Source organism: Bradyrhizobium arachidis (genome assembly GCF_015291705.1).
GTDB lineage: Bacteria > Pseudomonadota > Alphaproteobacteria > Rhizobiales > Xanthobacteraceae > Bradyrhizobium > Bradyrhizobium arachidis.
This window is the reverse complement of the sequence record NZ_CP030050.1, coordinates 3,342,981-3,360,271: the sequence shown is the minus strand read 5'-3', so window position 1 is coordinate 3,360,271 and position 17,291 is coordinate 3,342,981. Positions and strand designations below refer to the sequence as shown.

The window sequence follows — 17,291 nt, the reverse complement described above, 5'->3', positions numbered from 1 at the left end:
CTCCTCAGGATGAGGGTGGGAGCTAGCGTCGTTGCTCCCGTTCTCCGAAGTCTTACTTCATCGGCCAGGTCGCTTCGGCGATCGCGGCCTGCGGCGGGAAGATGGTGACGAACTTGCCGCCGATATATTGCAGCAGCACCGGGTCGGCGTCGTTGTTCTGGCCCATCTCGTCGAACTTGACGCGCTTCCAGGGCATGATGGTCTGCTCGCCCGGGATATCGGTTGCCGCCAGCGCATCGCGGACCTTCTCGCCGTCGGTCGACTTGGCGCGGTTGATCGCATCCGCCAGGATAATCAGGCCCATGAACTGGCGCGAGGTGAGGTCGTTGAAGTCCTTGCCCGAGCGCGCCTTGAACATCTCGTTGATCTTGCCGACCATCGGGCGCTTCTGCGCGAGGTCGAGCGAGAAGGTGCCGCGCGAGATCACGCCTTCGAGCTTGTCACCGACGGCGTCGTACAGCGCCTTCTCGGAGAAGCCGGCGTCCTGCGCCACGATCGCATTCGGCTTGTAGCCGAGCTCGGCCATGGTCTTGACCAGCAAGATGCCGTCGGTGGTGTAGCTCGACGGCATCAGCACGTCGGCGTTGGCGGTCTTGAGTTGCTGCACCTCGGCCGAGAGCGAGGGCGAGTTGGCGCGGTACTTGATGTCGGAGACGATCTTGTAGCCGCGCTCGCCGGCGATCTTGGCCTGGGCGTTGCCGGAGTCGGTGCCGAAGATGGTGTCTTCGTGGAACAGCGCCAGCGTCTCGATCTTGGTGCCCTTCTTCTTCATGGCATCGAAGAAGTCGAACATCGCGGCCGAGTACATCTCGTCATGCGGCGCGGCCCGGAAATAGTACTTCAAACCGCGGCGATGCAGGCTCGGCGAGGAATTGTCGGCGGAAACGAACGGAATCTGATAGCGTTCGCAGATCTGGCTGACGGTGACGGCGACCGCGCTCTGATAGGTGCCGATGATGGCGCAGACCTTCTCCTGCGTGATCAGGCGCTCGGCCTCGGCGCGGCCCTTCTGCGGATCGGCCTGATGGTCGGCGAACACGAGGCGCACCTTGGCACCGCCGAGGCCGGACAGACCCTCGCCCTTGGCCAGCGGCAGATCGAAATCGGTGTCCTTGTTGATGACCTCGAGCGCGGTCTCATAGGCCTTCTGCGCGTCGACGCCCTGCTGAGCGCTGCCGCCGGAGAACGGATAGATGACGCCGATCACGACTTCCGAGGTCTGGGCGCGTGCGGCGAGCGGCACCAGCGCAGCAGTGGCGGTGGCACCTAACAGCACGTCGCGGCGAGTGATCGTCATGGCAAAGTCCCCTGTTACGAATTTCGACTGTTCGAATGAAGCGATTGGCGGTTAGCGTAAAGCCCGAAGAAGCAGCAAACGCTGCCTCCTAAATCACGGCCATGGTCCTGTTCTTCAGATCCGTCACCAGCATCAGGCCGGGCGAATGCGTGATCGCGAACGGAAGCTTCGCGGCATTGATCACCGATTGCGGCGTCACGCCGCAGGCCCAGAACACCGGGATCTCGTCGTCGGCGACGGGCACGGGATCACCATAGTCGGGCTTGGCGATGTCCTTGATGCCGATCAGGTGCGGATGGCCGAGATGCACGGGCGCACCGTGCACGGCGGGATAGCGCGAGGTGATCTGCACCGCGCGGATCGCGTCCGCCGGCTTGAACGGACGCATCGACACCACCATGGGACCGGCGAACGGACCGGCTTCGCCGCAGGCGATGTTGGTGCGGTACATCGGGACGCGCACATTGTGCTCGATGTGGCGGATCGGCATGCCTTCATCGAGCAAAGCCTCTTCGAACGAGAAGGAGCAGCCGAGCACGAAGGTCACGAGGTCGTCGCGCCAATAGCTAGTCACGTCGGTCGGCTCGTCCACCACTTCGCCGTCGCGCCAGACGCGGTAGCGGGGAACGTCGGTGCGGATGTCGAGATCGGCGCCGAGCGCCGGAATGTGCGGACTGCCGACATCGGACATGCCGATGATCGGGCACGGTTTCGGATTGAGCTGGCAGAAGCGGTGAAAGGCGCTGGCGTATTCGGCCGGCAGGATCGCCAGATTGCCCTGGACGAAGCCGGGGGCGATTCCGGCGGTGGAAGCGACCAGCCCCTCGCGATAGGCGAGCCGGGCCTTGCGGCTCGGGAGCGTGTCGGGCGTTTCAGTTTGCTGCGCTGCCACTAAAACAGTCATTTGATCGACCTGCCTATGAACTCGACAAGCACAGCCAACATCAAGCATACTATAAAGTCTAATCGTCCTTTCTAATCGATATCGATAAAACTGTTTTATCGATCGGGAAAATCCTTCCAATGCTCGACTTCAGGTCGATCGAAACCTTCCTCTGGGTCGTGAAGCTCGGCAGCTTCCGGGGCGCTGCTGCGCGGCTCAATACGACCCAGCCGGCGATCTCCCAGCGCATCGCCCAGCTCGAGCGCGAGATGGGCGTGAAGCTTCTGAACCGGGATCACCGCGTCGCCTCGCCAACCCCGAGCGGGCGGCAGATGATGGTCTATGCCGAGAAGCTGATCGGCCTGCGCGCCCAGATGATGGCGGAGATCGGCGACCGCTCCGCGATGCGCGGCGTGATGCGTCTCGGTGTCGCCGAGACCATCGTGCACACCTGGCTGCCGCGCCTCGTGAAGAGCGTGAACGAGATCTATCCGAACCTGTCGCTGGAGATCGAGGTCGACATCACGCCGAACCTCACCGCCCGGCTGCTTGCGCAGGAGATCGAGCTGGCGTTTGTGGTGGGACCGCTGTCGGCCTCGGGCGTGCATAATCGCGTGCTTGCCGATTATCCGATCGGCTTTCTCGCAAGTCCCTCCCTCGGCCTCGGCAAAGGTCCGGTGACGCCGGCGGAGCTCGCGCGGTTTCCGATCATCACCTTCCCGCGCAAGACCAAGCCGTACGAGGTCGTGCGCGAAGTGTTCGACCGGCCGGAGCTGCCGCCGATCCGGCTGCATGCGTCCGCCTCGCTCGCGACCGTCATCCACATGGCGGTCGAGGGGCTCGGCATCGCCGTGATCCCCGACGCTATCGTCGAGAACGAACTCGCCGACGGACGGCTGCAACTGCTCGACACCGATCTCGCCATCGCGCCGCTGACCTTTACCGCGAGCTGGCTCGCCTCGCCCGACGTCGTCGCGGTGGAACGCGTCGCCGAGCTTGCACGGCAGATTGCGCAGAGGAGCCTTGCGGTTGACGCGCCCGCGCTGGCGGGTCATTGAAAAAGGCGCCGGACAAAAGAGAGAACGACCGCATGAGCCGAGCCGCCACCAATCTGCAAATCGATTCCGCCCGTCTCTGGGGCTCCATCCACGAGACCGCGCAATTCGGCGCGACGGCCAAAGGCGGTGTGAAGCGGCTGACGCTGAGCAGCGAAGACAAGCAGGTGCGCGACTGGTTCCGCAAGGCCTGCGAAGAGGCCGGCCTCGAAGTGCACACCGATGCGCTCGGATCACAGTTCGGTCTGCGCAAGGGCCGCGACATGTCGAAGCTGCCCGTCGGCATCGGCTCGCATCTCGACACCCAGCCGACCGGCGGCAAGTATGACGGCATTCTGGGGACGCTCGGCGCGCTGGAAGTGATCCGCACGCTGAACGATGCCGGGATCGAAACCGAGGCGCCGATCTGCGTGGTCAACTGGACCAACGAGGAAGGCTCGCGCTTTGCGCCGGCGATGATGGCCTCCGCCGCTTACGTCGGCGATTTCACCACCGACGACATTCTGTCGCGCAAGGATATCGAGGGCACGACCGTCGGCCAGGCACTCGACAGCATCGGCTATCGCGGCGACAAGCCGGTCGGCTTCCAGAAGCTCGGCTGCTTCGTCGAACTGCACATCGAGCAGGGTCCGATCCTGGAGGCCGAGGGCAAGACCATCGGCGTGGTCGATTCCGGCCAGGGCGTGCTCTGGTACGACGGCAAGATTTCCGGCTTCGAGAGCCATGCAGGCTCGACCCCGATGCCGCTGCGCCGCGATGCGCTGGCAACGCTCTCGGAGATCGTGCTGGCAATGGAGGCCATCGCCAGGAAGCACGGGCCGAACGCCGTCGGCACCATTGGCGAGGCCGTCATCGCAAATCCCTCGCGCAACGTCATCCCCGGCGAGATCGCCTTCACCATGGATTGCCGCAGCGCGGATGGCGCCATCATGGATGCGCTCGATCGCGATTTGCGTGCCGCGATTGCCGAGATCGCCGCGCGCCGCAAGGTCGACGTGAAGATTGATCTCGTCTGGCGCAAGCCGCCGACGCATTTCGATCCCAAGCTGATCGCGGCGGTCGAGAACGCGGCCAAGACGCTCGGTTATTCCTCCCGCCGCATCACCTCCGGCGCCGGCCATGACGCCTGCAACCTCAACACCGTGATGCCGGCGGCGATGGTGTTCGTGCCCTGCAAGGACGGCATCAGCCACAACGAGCTGGAGGACGCCACGCAGCCCGACTGCGCCGCGGGCACCAACGTCCTCATGCATACCGTGCTGGCGATCGCCGGCGTCGCGTCCTGATCGGAGAGAGCCATGCGCGGAGTTTTCGTCGACGCCAACGAAGCCCTCGCCGTAATCATGGAGCGGCTGGAGAAGCCGGGTGATCCCCAGGTGCGGATCCACCGGGATCCCGATATCAAGCCCGAGCAATACCCCGAAATCCTCGACGGCGCCGAGATCGCGATCGTCGACCACACGGCGCTGCCGACCGAGGTCGCGAAGAAATGCGCCGGCCTCAAGCACGTCGTGTTCCTCGGCACTGGCGCGCGCAGCTACATGAACCCCGAGGAGCTCGCCGAGCTCGGCATCTCCGTGCACCTGATCAAGGGCTACGGCGACACCGCCGTCGCGGAATCGGCGATCGCGCTGATGTGGTCCTCCGCCCGCGTCATCGCGATGATGGACCGCGAGATGCGCGCCGGCAATTGGCTGCGCGAGGACGGCATGCAGCTCACCGGCAAGACGCTCGGCCTGATCGGCTTCGGCGGCATCGCCGCGGAAGTTGCGCGCATCGCGTCCGGCTCGGGCATGAAGGTGATCGCCTGGAACCGCTCGCCGAAGACCTATCCCGGCATCGAGTTCACCGATCTCGATATTGTGCTGGCCAGGAGCGACGTCGTGTCGCTGCACCTGTTGCTCAACGACGAGACGCGCGGCATGATCACCCGCGAGAAGATCGCGAAAATGAAGCCGGGCGTCATCCTCATCAACACCGCCCGCGGCGCGATCGTGGACGAAGCCGCGATGATCGACGCGCTGAAGTCGGGCCATATCCGCCATGCCGGCCTCGACGTCTTCAACATCGAGCCCCTGCCCGCGGACCACCCGCTGACCAAGATTTCGAACGTGACGCTGTCGGCGCATTCGGCTTTCCGCACGCCGGAGGCGAGCGAGAACCTGATTGAGGCGGCCTGGGTCCACTGCCGCCGGATCGTGAAAGGATAAGAGCAAACAACAATGGCCGACTACCGCACCATCAAGGCAGAGCCGCTCACCAACGCCATCCATGCCATCGTCAAGGCCGGCGGCTCCTCGGACCGCGAGGCCGAGCTCGTCTCCACCAATCTCGTCGAGGCCAATCTCAAGGGACATGACTCCCACGGCGTCGGCATGATCCCGCGCTATGTCCAGAGCGTCACCAACGGCGGCCTCGCCGTGAACTCGCACGTCAAGATCGTGCTCGACACCGGCCCGCTTCTCACCCTCGACGGCGTCACCGGCTACGGCCAGGTGATCGGCCACGAGGCGATGGAGCTGGCGACCGAGCGCGCCAAGCGCAACGGCGTGTGTCTTGTCGGCCTCTCCAACTCGCACCACATCGGCCGCATCGGCCACTGGGCCGAGCAGTGCATCGACCACGGGCTGGTGTCGATCCACTTCGTCAACGTGATCTCGCGCCCGATCGTGGCACCCTGGGGCGGCAGCGATGCCCGCCACGGCACTAACCCGTTCTGCGTCGGCATCCCGCGCAGGGGCAAGGACCCGATCGTGCTCGACTTCGCCACCAGCAGGATCGCGCAAGGCAAGACCCGCGTCGCGCACAACAAGGGCGTCGAGCTCGAGCCCGGCACCATCATCGACAATGAAGGCAAGCCGACCACCAATCCGCGCTACACCGTGATCCCGCCGCACGGCGCCATCCTGCCGTTCGGGGAGCACAAGGGTTCGGGGCTCGCGCTGGTGTGCGAAATCCTCGGCGGCGCGCTCTCCGGCGGGCAGGTGGTCAAGGGCCCGTCCGACGGCAAGTACAACGTCCTCAACGGCATGCTCTCGATCGTCATCGATCCGAGCAAGCTCGGCACCGGCGAAAACCTCGCACGCGAAGTCGAGAGTTTTGTTGCCTGGCACACCGGCTCGCCTCCCGGCCCCGGCGTCGACAAGGTCAAGATCGCCGGAGAACCCGAGCGCGAGACCAAGACGAAGCGCCTCGCCGAAGGCATCCCGGTCGATCCGACCACCTGGCAGGAGATTCTGGAGGCCGGGAAGAAGTTCGGGCTGGATCAGGCGGCGATCGAGAAGATCGCGGGCTGACCGAACGAAGCGCATCGCTGAGAACAGCCCGGCCGAATGCACTATCGCGCAAGAAGGTCTGGACTAAAGCGCATCACCGCCGCCCTCGTGGAGCGGATTTGAACCGGCCCGCGTCGTCTCGCGACAACGCGGATATCCCGGTCCACATCTGCCCCCGAGGTTCACATGTTCTCCCGTCTTGCAAAGCTCATGTCCGGCCCGAGCGAGCCGTCACCCGTAGCCGACCTCTATCGGCATCGGCTCGCGATCTACGAAAGCAAGCTTGGCGAGCCCGAGCACAGCTTCACCGACAGCGCGGAGCGCCGCATCGACATCCACGCCTTTGGCCGCGATTTCGTGCCGGTCTGCCAAGAGGGATCCGACGAAGGTTATGTCCTTCTCACCAACGGCATGAGCGAGCAACGGATGTCGGGCGTGCATGGGGACGCAAAGCCGCGCGCCGAGCTGATGTGGTACGTCCGCGAGCCGACAGAGGAGATCTGCGCCAATCTGCGCTGGCTGGCCAATCTGCCGTTCATCGACACGACCTGGTTCGGCTTCGGCCATCGCGTCGCGCTGCCGTGGCCGCCGGTTGCAGGAACGGACTTCCAGACGTTCCTGTTTCTCACGCCGATCATCGGCCCGGACAAGGCGATCGCCGAAGCGCTCGAGATCGCAGGCGATCCGGTGGAGATCCTCACCGTGAACCTGATCTCGCATCGGGAGCTCGGGCTGATCAAGTCCAGGGGGCTCGATCCATTTCTCGACCTGCTCGATGACAACGACTATCCGCCGATCTTCGATCCGGCACGGAAGTCGTATGTGTAGGGTGCGCCCTTCCTTCTCCCCTTGTGGGAGAAGGTGGCATAGGCGGCCTTCGGCCGCCGTTCTTAAGAACGCCGATGCTTCGCATCGGCCATGGCGCCGGATGAGGGGTTCTCTCTCCGCGACCAATTCTACGACTGATAGGTCTGCATCTGCGGAGACAGACCCCTCACCCGTCTCGCCGCTGCGCGGCGAGCCACCCTCCCCCGCAAGGGGAGAGGGTGAGGAGCCTCAATCCACCATGTCCGCGACCGCCTTGCCGCAGGCCGTGGTGTCGGCGTTGCCGCCGAGATCCTTGGTCCGCAACGTGCGTTCGGCCAGCGTGCGCTCGATCGCCTCGACGATCGACTTGCCGGCGACCTTCTCGCCGAGATGCTCGAGCATCATCGCGCCCGACCAGATCATGCCGATCGGGTTGGCGACGCCCTGCCCTGCGATATCAGGCGCCGAGCCGTGCACCGGCTCGAACACCGACGGGAAATCGCCCTCGGGATTGATGTTGCCCGACGGCGCGATGCCGATGGTGCCGGTGCAGGCCGGGCCGAGATCGGACAGGATGTCGCCGAACAGGTTCGAGCCGACCACGACGTCGAACCAGTCCGGATGCAGCACGAAGTTCGCGGTGAGAATGTCGATGTGGTACTTGTCCCACTTCACGCCCGGAAACTTCTTGGCCATCGCCTCCACGCGCTCGTCCCAATAGGGCATGGTGATGGAGATGCCGTTGGACTTGGTCGCCGAGGTCAAATGCTTCTTCGGCCGCGACTGCGCGAGCTCGAAGGCGAACTTCAGGATGCGGTCGACGCCGGTGCGGGTCATCACCGTCTGCTGCGTCACAAATTCGCGGTCGGTGTCCGGGAACATGCGGCCGCCGACCGAGGAATACTCGCCTTCGGTGTTCTCGCGCACCACCCAGAAATCGATGTCGCCAGGCTTGCGGTTCGCCAGCGGCGACGGCACGCCGGGCATCAGGCGCACCGGGCGCAAATTCACGTACTGATCGAACTCGCGGCGAAACTTGATCAGCGAGCCCCACAGGGAGACGTGATCCGGAATCTTGGCCGGCCAGCCGACCGCGCCGAAGTAGATCGCATCGTGCTTGCCGATCTTCTCCTTCCAGTCGCCGGGCATCATCTGGCCGTGCTTCTCGTAATAGTCCCAGGACGAGAAGTCGAAATGATCGAATTGCAGCGCGACGCCGTGCTTCTTCGCCGCTGCCTCCAGAACGCGCAGGCCTTCGGGCATCACTTCCTTGCCGATGCCGTCACCGGGAATGACTGCGATCCGGTATTGTTTCTTGCTCATCGAGAACGTCCTTGGTTGGTCCGGCAGCCGCCGCGTTTTGACCGCACTGCAATGGACCAAAGTCGCGGGCAGCGCAACGCTGCACTGCAATGTTGACCATGGCGCGGCCGAGCGCCTACTGATTTCATCTTGTTCCCATCCTTGCGAGTACTCCCATGGATCTGCATCTGCGTGGCAAACGCGTCCTGATCACAGGCGCGTCCAAGGGCATTGGCGCAGCCGCCGCCGAGGCTTTCGCTGAAGAAGGCGCGCACCTCCTGCTCGCCGCCCGCAGCGGCGACCAGCTCAAGGCGCTGGCGGAGCGCCTGCGTTCTGCGCACCAGATCGACGCCGCGACCAGTGTCGTGGACCTGCGCAAGGCCGAGGACGTTGGGCGGCTCGCCAGCGAAGCCGCCGACATCGATATCCTTGTCAACAATGCCGGCGACATTCCAGGCGGCTCGATCGACAAGATCGACGAGGCGACCTGGCGCCACGCCTGGGAATTGAAAGTGTTCGGCTACATCAACCTGACGCGGCAGATCTACGCGCAGATGAAGGCCAGGGGCGGCGGCGTCATCGTCAATGACATTGGTGCCGCCGGCGAGAAGTTCGATGCCAACTACATCTGCGGCAGCGCCGGCAATGCCGCGCTGATGGCCTTCACCCGTGCGCTCGGGGGAAAAAGCCTCGCCGACAACATTCGCGTGGTCGGCATCAATCCCGGCCCGGTCGGCACCGACCGCCACGTCACCCTGCTCAAGACCCGCGCAAAGCACCAGTTCGGCGACGAGAGCCGCTACAAGGAATTCCAGAAGAGCCTCCCGCTCGGCCGGCCTGCGCATGCGCGCGAGATCGGCGATCTCATGGCGTTCCTGGCGTCGGATCGCGCGGGCTATACGTCCGGCGTGATCTACACGGTGGACGGCGGCATCAGCGCGGGATGGGGTTAAACTAACATAGAGCATCGAGCGTCGTCGTTCCGGGGCGATGCGAAGCATCGAACTATGGTGCGCAATTGCGCACCTGAGAATCTCGAGATTCCGGGTTCGCCCTCCGGGCGCCCCGGAACGACAATCAATTGATAGGAGTAAAACACTTGTCTCAAGACCTGATCCGCGACACCGCCTGCACCGTCGTCGACAAGCTGCGTTCGGGCGATGTCTCGCCGCTCGAGCTGCTGGATGTGGTGGAGAAGCGCGTCAGGGAGGTCGACGGCAAGGTCAACGCGCTGCCGACGCTGTGCTTCGATCGCGCGCGCGACAATGCCAAGGCGTTGATGCAGAAGCCGGCCGGCGCGCGGGGGCTGCTCGCCGGCCTGCCGGTTCCGATCAAGGACCTGACCGACGTCGCGGGCGTCCTGAACACCCAGGGCTCGCCGATCTTCAAGGATAACATCCCCGCAACGTCCGACCTCATGGTCGAGAACCTCGAGGCCAACGGCGCGGTGGTCTACGCCAAATCCAACACGCCGGAATTCGGTGCCGGCGCCAACACCTTCAACGAGGTGTTCGGCGCGACGCTCAATCCCTGGGATACGTCAAGGTCGGCGGCCGGCTCGTCCGGCGGCGCCGCCGTGGCGCTCGCCACCGGCATGGCCTGGCTCGCGCAGGGCTCCGACATGGGCGGCAGCTTGCGCAGCCCGGCGGCATTCTGCGGCGTCGTCGGCATGCGGCCGAGCATCGGCCGCGTCGCGCATACCCCGAAATCGGCGATCGACCGCAATCTCGGGGTGGTCGGCCCGATGGCGCGCAACGTCGAGGATCTCGCGCTGCTGCTCGACGCCATGAGCGGTGATTATGCCGCCGACCCACTGTCGCTGCCGGCGCCCCTGACCTCGTTCCTGTCCGCCGCGCAGTCGGGCAAGAGACCGAAGCGCATCGCCTATTCGCCCGATCTCGGCATCACGCCGGTTGATCCCGAGGTGAAGGCGATCACGCGCAAGGCAGCGGAGCGTTTTGCCGAAGCCGGCGCCATCGTCGAGGAGGCGCATCCGGATTGGCGCGAGGCGCATGAATGCTTCCACGTGTTGCGCGCTTTCGATTTTGCGATCACCAAGGCCAACCTGCTGCGCACCAAGCGCGACCTGCTCAAGCCGGAGGTGATCTGGAACATCGAGGAAGGCCTCAAGCTCACGGTCGAGCAGCTCGCGCGCGCCGAAGCGCAGCGCGTCGGCATGACCGCACGCGCCATCGAGTTCTTCAAGACCTATGACCTGTTGCTGACGCCCACGACCATCGTGCCGCCCTTCCCGATCGAGCACCGCTATGTCGCCGAATGCGCCGGCAAGAAGTTCGAGAACTACGTCGAATGGCTCGGCATCGTCTACGCGATCACGCTTGCCTGCTGCCCGTCGCTATCGCTGCCCTGCGGCTTCACCGCCTCGGGCCTGCCGGTCGGCGTGCAGGTCGTCGGCGCCCCGCGCGCGGATGCGCAGGTGCTCGCCGGCGCAAAGGTGCTGGAGGACATTCTGGGCCTTCGCGGCACCACGCCGATTGACCCGAAGGTCAAGGCATGATGCGGGCCGCACCGGGGGACCTAGCCGTCCCCCGATGCCGGCATCCGCGTGCCCTAGTCGTTTGCTTTCGGGCCGCCGTGATATTGATGCGCGTCGTAGCCCGCATCCTCCGACATAGCCGTGTAAGCCATGGAGCCCGGATGGACCTGTGACATCCGGACAGCCGCTTCCGAAGCCATGGATGGATGGTGCACCACCTCGCGGGCGTCGGCAGCGGAGCAAAGCGCGACCAGAACGGCCGACGCGGCGAGAACGGATTTCATCATGATTTGACGTGCCTCGTGTTGAAGCCCACCAGCAAACCAGACGTGGGTTTCGCAACGTAGGATTCCCAGTCTGAATCGGTGCTCCTGCCATAGGCGCGGCATAAACATTTCGTGCTCCCGGATTTACCTCGAAGCGGTGTGAGCCTCGAGGCTCCGGCTGTAGCGCGACATCGCGAAGCAAAATACGAAATAGATCGCGGCAACGAAGATGTAGACTTCCACGGAAAACTGCTGCCAGGCCGGATCGATGATCGCGGTTTTCGCTGTGGTCAGCAGGTCGAAGATGCCGATGATCAGGACGAGACTGGTGTCCTTGAAGAAGGCGATGAAGGTGTTGACCAACGGCGGGATGACGTGGCGGATCGCCTGCGGCAGGATGATCAGCCGGTGCTTGCGCCAATAGGACAACCCCAGCGCATCCGCCGCTTCATACTGCCCGCGCGGCACGGCCTGGAGGCCGCCGCGAATGACTTCGGCGAGGTACGCGCCCGCGAACAGGATGATCGCGATCTGCGCTCGCAAGAGCTTGTCGATGTTGAAGCCGGCAGGCATGAACAGCGGAAACATCACGCTCGCCATGAACAAGAGGCTCACCAGCGGCACGCCGCGGATCAGCTCGACATAGAGCACGCTGAGCGAGCGGATCGCCGGCAGTTTCGAACGCCGGCCGAGCGCGACCAGGATGCCGAGCGGAAAGCCGAACGCCAACCCGAACGTCGCCAGGATCAACGTCACCGGCAGGCCGCCCCAGCGGTCCTGCGAGACGAAGGAGAGCCCGAACACCCCGCCCCACATCAGCACGCTGATCAGGGCCAGTGCCCCGATCCAGAGATAGACCAGCTCGCGCCGCCAGAGGACGCGACGGGTCGAGAGATAATACAGCGCGATGAACAGCAGCACCGACAGCGCCGGCCGCCACTGCTCGTCGAACGGATAGGTGCCGAACAGGATGAAGCGGTATTTTTCGGGGATGATCGCCCAGCAGGCGCCGATGCCACGCGCGGCACGACAGGCGCTGGAGTCATTGGCCGGCGCCAGCCAGACCGCATTCGCGATACCCCATTGCACGAAGCTGAAGATGCCCTTGGCGAGCAGCGCCAGCAGCACGACCGTGAGGATGCCGTTCGGGATCGACGAGAACAGGTTGGTGCGCAGCCAGCGCAGCACCGGGTTACCGGCTTGCGGACGCCGGGCTGCACGTGGTGCATCGGGGATGTCGGTGATCGCGGTCATGCTCAGCGCTCCACCAGCGCGATGCGCGCATTGTACCAGTTCATGAAGAAGCTGATGGACAGGCTGATGGTCAAAAACACCGCCATGATCAGCGCGATCGCCTCGATTGCCTGCCCGGTCTGGTTCAACGTGGTGTTGGCGACCGAGACCACGTCCTGGTACCCGATCGCGACCGCGAGCGAGGAGTTCTTGGTGAGATTGAGATACTGGCTCGTCATCGGCGGCACGATGACGCGCAGCGCCTGCGGCAGGATGATCTGCCGCAGCATGAAGCTGCGGCGCAGGCCCAGCGCATTGGCGGCATCCCACTGCCCGCGCGGCACCGACTGGATGCCGCTGCGCACGATCTCGGCGATGAACGCCGAGGTGTAGGTGACGAGCGCGATCAGCAGCGCGAAATATTCCGGCGCGAGCGTGAGCCCGCCGACGAAATTGAAGCCGCGCAGCTGCGGCCATTCGATGGTCCAGGATACGCCGAGCACCAGCGAGACGGCCACAGGCAGCGCGACGATGAGGCCAATCGCAAACGGCCAAGCCGGCCGCGGTTTGCCGTCGCGCATCTGCTCCGCGATCAACCGTCGCCGGATCAGATAGAATAGGGCTAGCCCAAGCACGGCCGTGCCGAGCACCCAGAGCTGCGGCAAACCAACCGGGATGGCCGGCAGGATCAGGCCGCGATTGGACAGGAACACACCCTCGACCGGCCGCCACGCTGCGCGCGCGGCCGGCAGCGCCTGCATCAGCACGTACCAGAACAGGAGCTGGAGCAGCAGCGGAATGTCGCGCAGCGTTTCGACATAGACGGCGGCAAGCCGCGACAGCAGCCAATTCGCCGATAGCCTGGAGATGCCGATCAGCGTGCCCACGATGGTGGCGAGCACGATGCCGATCACGGCGACGCGCAGGGTGTTGGCAACGCCGACGACGAACGCCCAGAGATAGGTATCCCTAGGACTATAGGGGAGCAGGCTGTCGGCGATGGGCATGCCGGCCTCGCGGCCGAGGAAGGCAAAGCCTGTGGTGATGCGGCGCGCCGACAGATTGGTGACGGTGTTGGACCAGAGGAAGGCGATGACCGCGACCGCGATCCCGACCACCAGCACCTGCCAGAACAGGCCCTTCAGCTCGCGGGGGCCCCACGCACCGAACAGGCGGCGGCGCGGCGGCGGTCTTGGCGTGTCTGATGTCACAGCACAAAAATCCTTCTCAAAAGCAACGATTTCCGGCGGCGCACGTCAACTGTTGCACCAATCCAAGATTCATGCAACAAATGTTTCATGGCCGAGCCCGCGAAATCCTCGCCGCTGAGCGAACTGCGTATCGCATTGCCATCGCTTCCCCTGCGCCTGCAGGAGGTCGGCCGCTTCGTCGCCGCCAATGATTACGACGCCACCACCCGTTCGATGCGCGATCTGGCCGCCGAAGCCGGCGCCGATCCCGCCGCGTTCACGCGGCTTGCCAAGGCGATCGGCTATTCCGGCTGGGACGAGCTCCGCGCGGCGCTGACCGAAGCGCGGCGGCCGTCACAGACCTCGCCGTTCTCCGCCAGGGCGAAGGGCCGGCGTCATGGCCCCAACGCCGATGTCGCGCTCGTCATCGACAAGCTCGCGGCCGAAGGCGCCGGCCTGCCACGCATTCCGGCGCAGCCGATTGTGGCCGCAGCCCGCGCGCTGCACGACGCCAAGCGGATCTGGATCGCCGGCTACCGCAGCTGCCGCAGCGTCGCTGAGCTGTTGAACTACGAACTGCGGCTGTTCCGCCCGGAGCAGGTACAGCTCGTCGGCGCGTCCGGACCCGACGATCTCGATCTCGGCGCCTTCCGTCCCGGCGAAGCCGTCATCGTCGTCGGCTTTCTGCCCTACACGAACGCGAGCGTGCGCGTCGCGCAAGCCGCCCATCGCGCCGGCGCAACGCTGATCGCGATCGCGGACAGCCTCTCGGCACCGATGGCCGAGGGCGCCGACCAGGTGCTGCTGTTCGAGGCGGCCTCCTCGCCCGGCTTCTTCCCCAGCCTCACCGGCGCCATCGCGATCGCGCAGTCGCTCGCCGCGGTGACGTTCTCGCTCGGCGGCACCGCCGCGAAGAAGCGACTGGAACATACCGAGGCGCGGCTCGCCGCTGCCTCCACCTACGTCTCAGAGAAAGGTTGACCCATGAGCACCCGCACCAGCCGCGTGCTGCACCGCTCTCTCCGCGAAACGCCGCCCAAGGCGATCGGCGGCGAAGGCGTCTATCTCTTCGCCGAGGATGGGCGCCGCGTGATCGATGCCTCCGGCGGGGCGGCGGTCTCCTGCCTCGGCCACCAGCATCCGCGCGTGATCGCGGCGATTGCCAAGCAGGCCTCCACGCTGGCCTATGCCCACACCGCGTTCTTCTCATCCGAGCCGGCCGAGGCGCTCGCGGAGACGCTGGTCGGGCACGAGCCCGGCGGTCTCGCCTACGCCTATTTCGTCAGCGGCGGATCGGAGGCGATCGAAGCCAGCATCAAGCTGGCGCGGCAATATTTCATCGAGCGCGGTGAGCCGCAGCGGCAGCATTTCATCGCGCGGCGGCAGAGCTATCACGGCAACACGCTCGGCGCGCTCGCCGCCGGCGGCAATGCCTGGCGCCGCGCACCCTATGCGCCGCTGCTCTCGGCCGCGTTCAGCCATGTGACGCCGGCCTTCGCCTATCACGAGAAGAACGACGGCGAGTCGGATGCGCAGTTCGTCGCGCGCCTTGCCGCGGAGCTGGAGGCCGAGTTCCAGCGCCTCGGCCCGAACAGTGTCGCGGCGTTCCTCGCCGAGCCCGTTGTCGGCGCCACCGCCGGCGCGGTGACGGCGCCGGACGGCTACTTCAAGGCGGTGCGCGAGATCTGTAACCGGCATGGCGCGCTGCTCATTCTCGACGAGGTCATGAGCGGCATGGGCCGCACCGGCACGACGCATGCCTGGGAGCAGGAAGGCATCTCACCTGACATCCAGGCGATTGCAAAGGGTCTCGGCGGCGGCTACCAGCCGATCGGCGCGATGCTCGCGAGCAGAGAGATCATCGATACCATCCGGTCCGGCTCCGGCGCGTTCCAGCACGGCCACACTTATCTCGCCCATCCCCTCGCCTGCGCAGCCGCGCTTGCGGTGCAGGATGTGATCCGCGAGGACCGCCTGCTCGATCGCGTGAGGGAGCGCGGCAAGCAGCTCGAGCAGCGGCTGACCGAGCGATTCGGCAATCATCGCCATGTCGGCGACATCCGCGGGCGCGGCCTGTTCTGGGCGATCGAGCTCGTCGCCGATCGGGCCAGCCGCACCTCGTTCGACCCAGCGCTCAAGCTGCACCAGAAGATCAAGGCGGAGGCCTTTGCTAACGGGCTCGGCTGCTATCCCGGCGGCGGCACCGTGGACGGCGTCCGCGGCGACCATGTGCTGCTGGCGCCGCCCTATATCGCCTCGGCCGACGAGATCGATCAGATTGTCGACAAGCTCGGCACGGCCGTCGACAACGTGTTGCGTAGTGTCAATCACTGAGGGGAGAGTAGAATGAGGAAAGTGGTTATCGCAGCGGGCGTGCTCGCGGCATCGACGGTTGTCGCATCGGCGGCGACGCTGGACACGGTGAAGAGCCGCGGCACGCTGGTGTGCGGCGTCAGCGCCGGCTTCGCTGGTTTCTCGGCACCGGACTCGCAAGGCAATTACAAGGGTCTCGACGTCGACTATTGCCGCGCGCTCGCCGCCGGCGTGCTCGGTGATCCCAGCAAGGTGCGCTACGTCTCTCTGACGGCGCAAAACCGCTTCACAGCCCTGCAATCGGGCGAGATCGATGTGCTCTACCGCAACTCGACCCAGACCTATTTGCGCGGCGTGACGCTGGGCCTGCGCCAGGGTCCGATCAATTTCTACGACGGCCAGGGCTTTGTCGTGAAGAAGGACCTCGGCGTGAAGGAGCTGAAGGACCTCAAGGGTGCCACGGTCTGCGTCGCGCAGGGCACCACGCATGAGGTCACGCTCGGCGATTACGGCCGGGCCAACGGCATCGACTGGAAGCCGCTGGTGTTCGACCGCGTCGACACCATGTACCAGACCTTCTTCGGCGGCCGCTGCGATGCCATGACCCAGGATGCCTCGGCGCTCGCCGGCGCCGTGACGACCGCCGCACCGAACCCGGCCGATTACGTCGTGTTGCCGCAGACCATCAGCAAGGAGCCGCTCGGCCCCTTCACCCGCAACGGCGACGAAGTCTGGAGCGACATCATCACCTGGCTGCATTACGGCCTGATCGAAGCCGAGGAGCTCGGCGTCACGCAGGCCAATGTCGAGGAGATGACGAAGTCGCAGACGCCTGCGATCCAGCGGCTGTTGGGTGCCTCCGGCGATCTCGGCTCGCGGCTCGGGCTCGACAACAAATGGCTGGTCATCGCGATCAAGGCCACCGGCAATTACGGCGAGATCTACGAGCGCAATGTCGGCAAGGCGAGCCCGCTCAAGCTCGAGCGCGGCCTCAATGGCCTCTGGAGCAAGGGCGGCTTGATGTACGCGGTGCCGTTCAAATAACTTCTCTCGTGTCCCGGACGCGCTGCAGCGTGCAACGCTGCTGCGCAGAGCCGGGACCCGGCAGCCGCGATTGGCCCCGGCTCTGCAGCGCAATACTACGCATTGCGCTGCGTCCGGGGCACGAGACAT

General features: G+C 65.2%; 16 protein-coding genes. 10 read left to right on the top strand and 6 right to left on the bottom strand.

The genetic code is table 11. From position 1 onward, the window contains the following. Nucleotides 1-52: 52 nt before the first annotated feature. On the bottom strand, nucleotides 53-1,297 hold the full coding sequence (locus tag WN72_RS15535) for an ABC transporter substrate-binding protein (protein ID WP_027558615.1): 1,245 nt from the start codon (nucleotides 1,295-1,297) through the stop codon (nucleotides 53-55). An 88-nt stretch (nucleotides 1,298-1,385) separates the two neighbouring features. Continuing rightward, nucleotides 1,386-2,201 (bottom strand): putative hydro-lyase, encoded by an 816-nt coding sequence (locus WN72_RS15530; RefSeq protein WP_027558614.1) that lies wholly within the window; start codon nucleotides 2,199-2,201, stop codon nucleotides 1,386-1,388. Nucleotides 2,202-2,320: 119 nt separating this feature from the next. Here WN72_RS15530 and WN72_RS15525 point away from each other — a divergent pair, with 119 nt between their 5' ends. The 5 genes from WN72_RS15525 (at nucleotide 2,321) to WN72_RS15505 (ending at nucleotide 7,338) form a co-directional block, all read left to right on the top strand. Next, nucleotides 2,321-3,238: a LysR family transcriptional regulator gene (locus WN72_RS15525; RefSeq protein ID WP_027558613.1), complete on the top strand. Its 918-nt coding sequence runs from the start codon at nucleotides 2,321-2,323 to the stop codon at nucleotides 3,236-3,238. 32 nt (nucleotides 3,239-3,270) lie between these two features. After that, entirely contained in the window at nucleotides 3,271-4,521 is a 1,251-nt protein-coding gene (locus WN72_RS15520) for a Zn-dependent hydrolase (protein WP_092216920.1), read from the top strand. A gap of 12 nt (nucleotides 4,522-4,533) precedes the next feature. Next, entirely contained in the window at nucleotides 4,534-5,445 is a 912-nt protein-coding gene (locus tag WN72_RS15515) for an NAD(P)-dependent oxidoreductase (RefSeq protein ID WP_092216919.1), read from the top strand. 12 nt (nucleotides 5,446-5,457) lie between these two features. Next, entirely contained in the window at nucleotides 5,458-6,531 is a 1,074-nt protein-coding gene (locus tag WN72_RS15510; protein ID WP_092216918.1) for a malate/lactate/ureidoglycolate dehydrogenase, read from the top strand. Nucleotides 6,532-6,696: 165 nt separating this feature from the next. Continuing rightward, nucleotides 6,697-7,338 (top strand): suppressor of fused domain protein, encoded by a 642-nt coding sequence (locus tag WN72_RS15505; RefSeq protein WP_092216917.1) that lies wholly within the window; start codon nucleotides 6,697-6,699, stop codon nucleotides 7,336-7,338. A gap of 228 nt (nucleotides 7,339-7,566) precedes the next feature. On the opposite strand, the gene WN72_RS15500 is transcribed toward WN72_RS15505, so the two are convergent. Continuing rightward, complete coding sequence (locus tag WN72_RS15500) at nucleotides 7,567-8,640, bottom strand: tartrate dehydrogenase (protein WP_092216916.1); 1,074 nt, start codon at nucleotides 8,638-8,640, stop codon at nucleotides 7,567-7,569. A 155-nt stretch (nucleotides 8,641-8,795) separates the two neighbouring features. Here WN72_RS15500 and WN72_RS15495 point away from each other — a divergent pair, with 155 nt between their 5' ends. Both WN72_RS15495 and WN72_RS15490 read left to right on the top strand, forming a co-directional pair. Further along, nucleotides 8,796-9,572, top strand: coding sequence for an SDR family oxidoreductase (locus WN72_RS15495; RefSeq protein WP_027558607.1), 777 nt, complete (start codon nucleotides 8,796-8,798; stop codon nucleotides 9,570-9,572). A 146-nt stretch (nucleotides 9,573-9,718) separates the two neighbouring features. Beyond that, the gene (locus tag WN72_RS15490) at nucleotides 9,719-11,137 is read left to right on the top strand and encodes an amidase (RefSeq protein WP_092216915.1); all 1,419 of its coding nucleotides are present in this window, start codon (nucleotides 9,719-9,721) and stop codon (nucleotides 11,135-11,137) included. Nucleotides 11,138-11,190: 53 nt separating this feature from the next. Here the strand turns inward: WN72_RS15490 and WN72_RS15485 are convergent, their stop codons facing one another. The 3 genes from WN72_RS15485 to WN72_RS15475 are packed head-to-tail and all read right to left on the bottom strand — an operon-like array spanning nucleotide 11,191 to nucleotide 13,826. Then, nucleotides 11,191-11,511, bottom strand: a complete 321-nt coding sequence (locus WN72_RS15485; protein ID WP_143130633.1) for a hypothetical protein — start codon at nucleotides 11,509-11,511, stop codon at nucleotides 11,191-11,193. 15 nt (nucleotides 11,512-11,526) lie between these two features. Next, on the bottom strand, nucleotides 11,527-12,636 hold the full coding sequence (locus WN72_RS15480; protein ID WP_092216913.1) for an amino acid ABC transporter permease: 1,110 nt from the start codon (nucleotides 12,634-12,636) through the stop codon (nucleotides 11,527-11,529). A 2-nt stretch (nucleotides 12,637-12,638) separates the two neighbouring features. Beyond that, nucleotides 12,639-13,826 carry an amino acid ABC transporter permease gene (locus tag WN72_RS15475; protein WP_027558603.1) on the bottom strand — a complete coding sequence of 396 codons (1,188 nt, stop codon included), beginning with the start codon at nucleotides 13,824-13,826 and terminating at the stop codon, nucleotides 12,639-12,641. An 87-nt stretch (nucleotides 13,827-13,913) separates the two neighbouring features. On the opposite strand from WN72_RS15475, the gene WN72_RS15470 reads away from it, so the two are divergent. From WN72_RS15470 to WN72_RS15460, 3 genes are read left to right on the top strand one after another with little or no spacing between them, the layout of a single operon-like run. Continuing rightward, entirely contained in the window at nucleotides 13,914-14,786 is an 873-nt protein-coding gene (locus tag WN72_RS15470) for a MurR/RpiR family transcriptional regulator (RefSeq protein ID WP_092216912.1), read from the top strand. A 3-nt stretch (nucleotides 14,787-14,789) separates the two neighbouring features. After that, a complete protein-coding gene (locus WN72_RS15465) occupies nucleotides 14,790-16,139 on the top strand; it encodes an aspartate aminotransferase family protein (RefSeq protein ID WP_027558601.1) in 1,350 nt (449 codons plus the stop codon). A 12-nt stretch (nucleotides 16,140-16,151) separates the two neighbouring features. After that, nucleotides 16,152-17,162, top strand: coding sequence for an amino acid ABC transporter substrate-binding protein (locus WN72_RS15460; protein ID WP_027558600.1), 1,011 nt, complete (start codon nucleotides 16,152-16,154; stop codon nucleotides 17,160-17,162). Nucleotides 17,163-17,291 lie beyond the last annotated feature (129 nt).

What these genes read in the sequence shown, in the direction of transcription:
- WN72_RS15505 (WP_092216917.1), top strand. Translation starts at nt 6,697, where the DNA reads ATGTTCTCCCGTCTTGCAAAGCTCATGTCCGGCCCGAGCGAGCCGTCA.
- WN72_RS15470 (WP_092216912.1), top strand. Translation starts at nt 13,914, where the DNA reads ATGGCCGAGCCCGCGAAATCCTCGCCGCTGAGCGAACTGCGTATCGCA.
- WN72_RS15510 (WP_092216918.1), top strand. Translation starts at nt 5,458, where the DNA reads ATGGCCGACTACCGCACCATCAAGGCAGAGCCGCTCACCAACGCCATC.
- WN72_RS15460 (WP_027558600.1), top strand. Translation starts at nt 16,152, where the DNA reads ATGAGGAAAGTGGTTATCGCAGCGGGCGTGCTCGCGGCATCGACGGTT.
- WN72_RS15535 (WP_027558615.1), bottom strand. Translation starts at nt 1,297, where the DNA reads ATGACGATCACTCGCCGCGACGTGCTGTTAGGTGCCACCGCCACTGCT.
- WN72_RS15485 (WP_143130633.1), bottom strand. Translation starts at nt 11,511, where the DNA reads ATGTTTATGCCGCGCCTATGGCAGGAGCACCGATTCAGACTGGGAATC.
- WN72_RS15480 (WP_092216913.1), bottom strand. Translation starts at nt 12,636, where the DNA reads ATGACCGCGATCACCGACATCCCCGATGCACCACGTGCAGCCCGGCGT.
- WN72_RS15520 (WP_092216920.1), top strand. Translation starts at nt 3,271, where the DNA reads ATGAGCCGAGCCGCCACCAATCTGCAAATCGATTCCGCCCGTCTCTGG.
- WN72_RS15515 (WP_092216919.1), top strand. Translation starts at nt 4,534, where the DNA reads ATGCGCGGAGTTTTCGTCGACGCCAACGAAGCCCTCGCCGTAATCATG.
- WN72_RS15500 (WP_092216916.1), bottom strand. Translation starts at nt 8,640, where the DNA reads ATGAGCAAGAAACAATACCGGATCGCAGTCATTCCCGGTGACGGCATC.
- WN72_RS15530 (WP_027558614.1), bottom strand. Translation starts at nt 2,201, where the DNA reads ATGACTGTTTTAGTGGCAGCGCAGCAAACTGAAACGCCCGACACGCTC.
- WN72_RS15495 (WP_027558607.1), top strand. Translation starts at nt 8,796, where the DNA reads ATGGATCTGCATCTGCGTGGCAAACGCGTCCTGATCACAGGCGCGTCC.
- WN72_RS15465 (WP_027558601.1), top strand. Translation starts at nt 14,790, where the DNA reads ATGAGCACCCGCACCAGCCGCGTGCTGCACCGCTCTCTCCGCGAAACG.
- WN72_RS15525 (WP_027558613.1), top strand. Translation starts at nt 2,321, where the DNA reads ATGCTCGACTTCAGGTCGATCGAAACCTTCCTCTGGGTCGTGAAGCTC.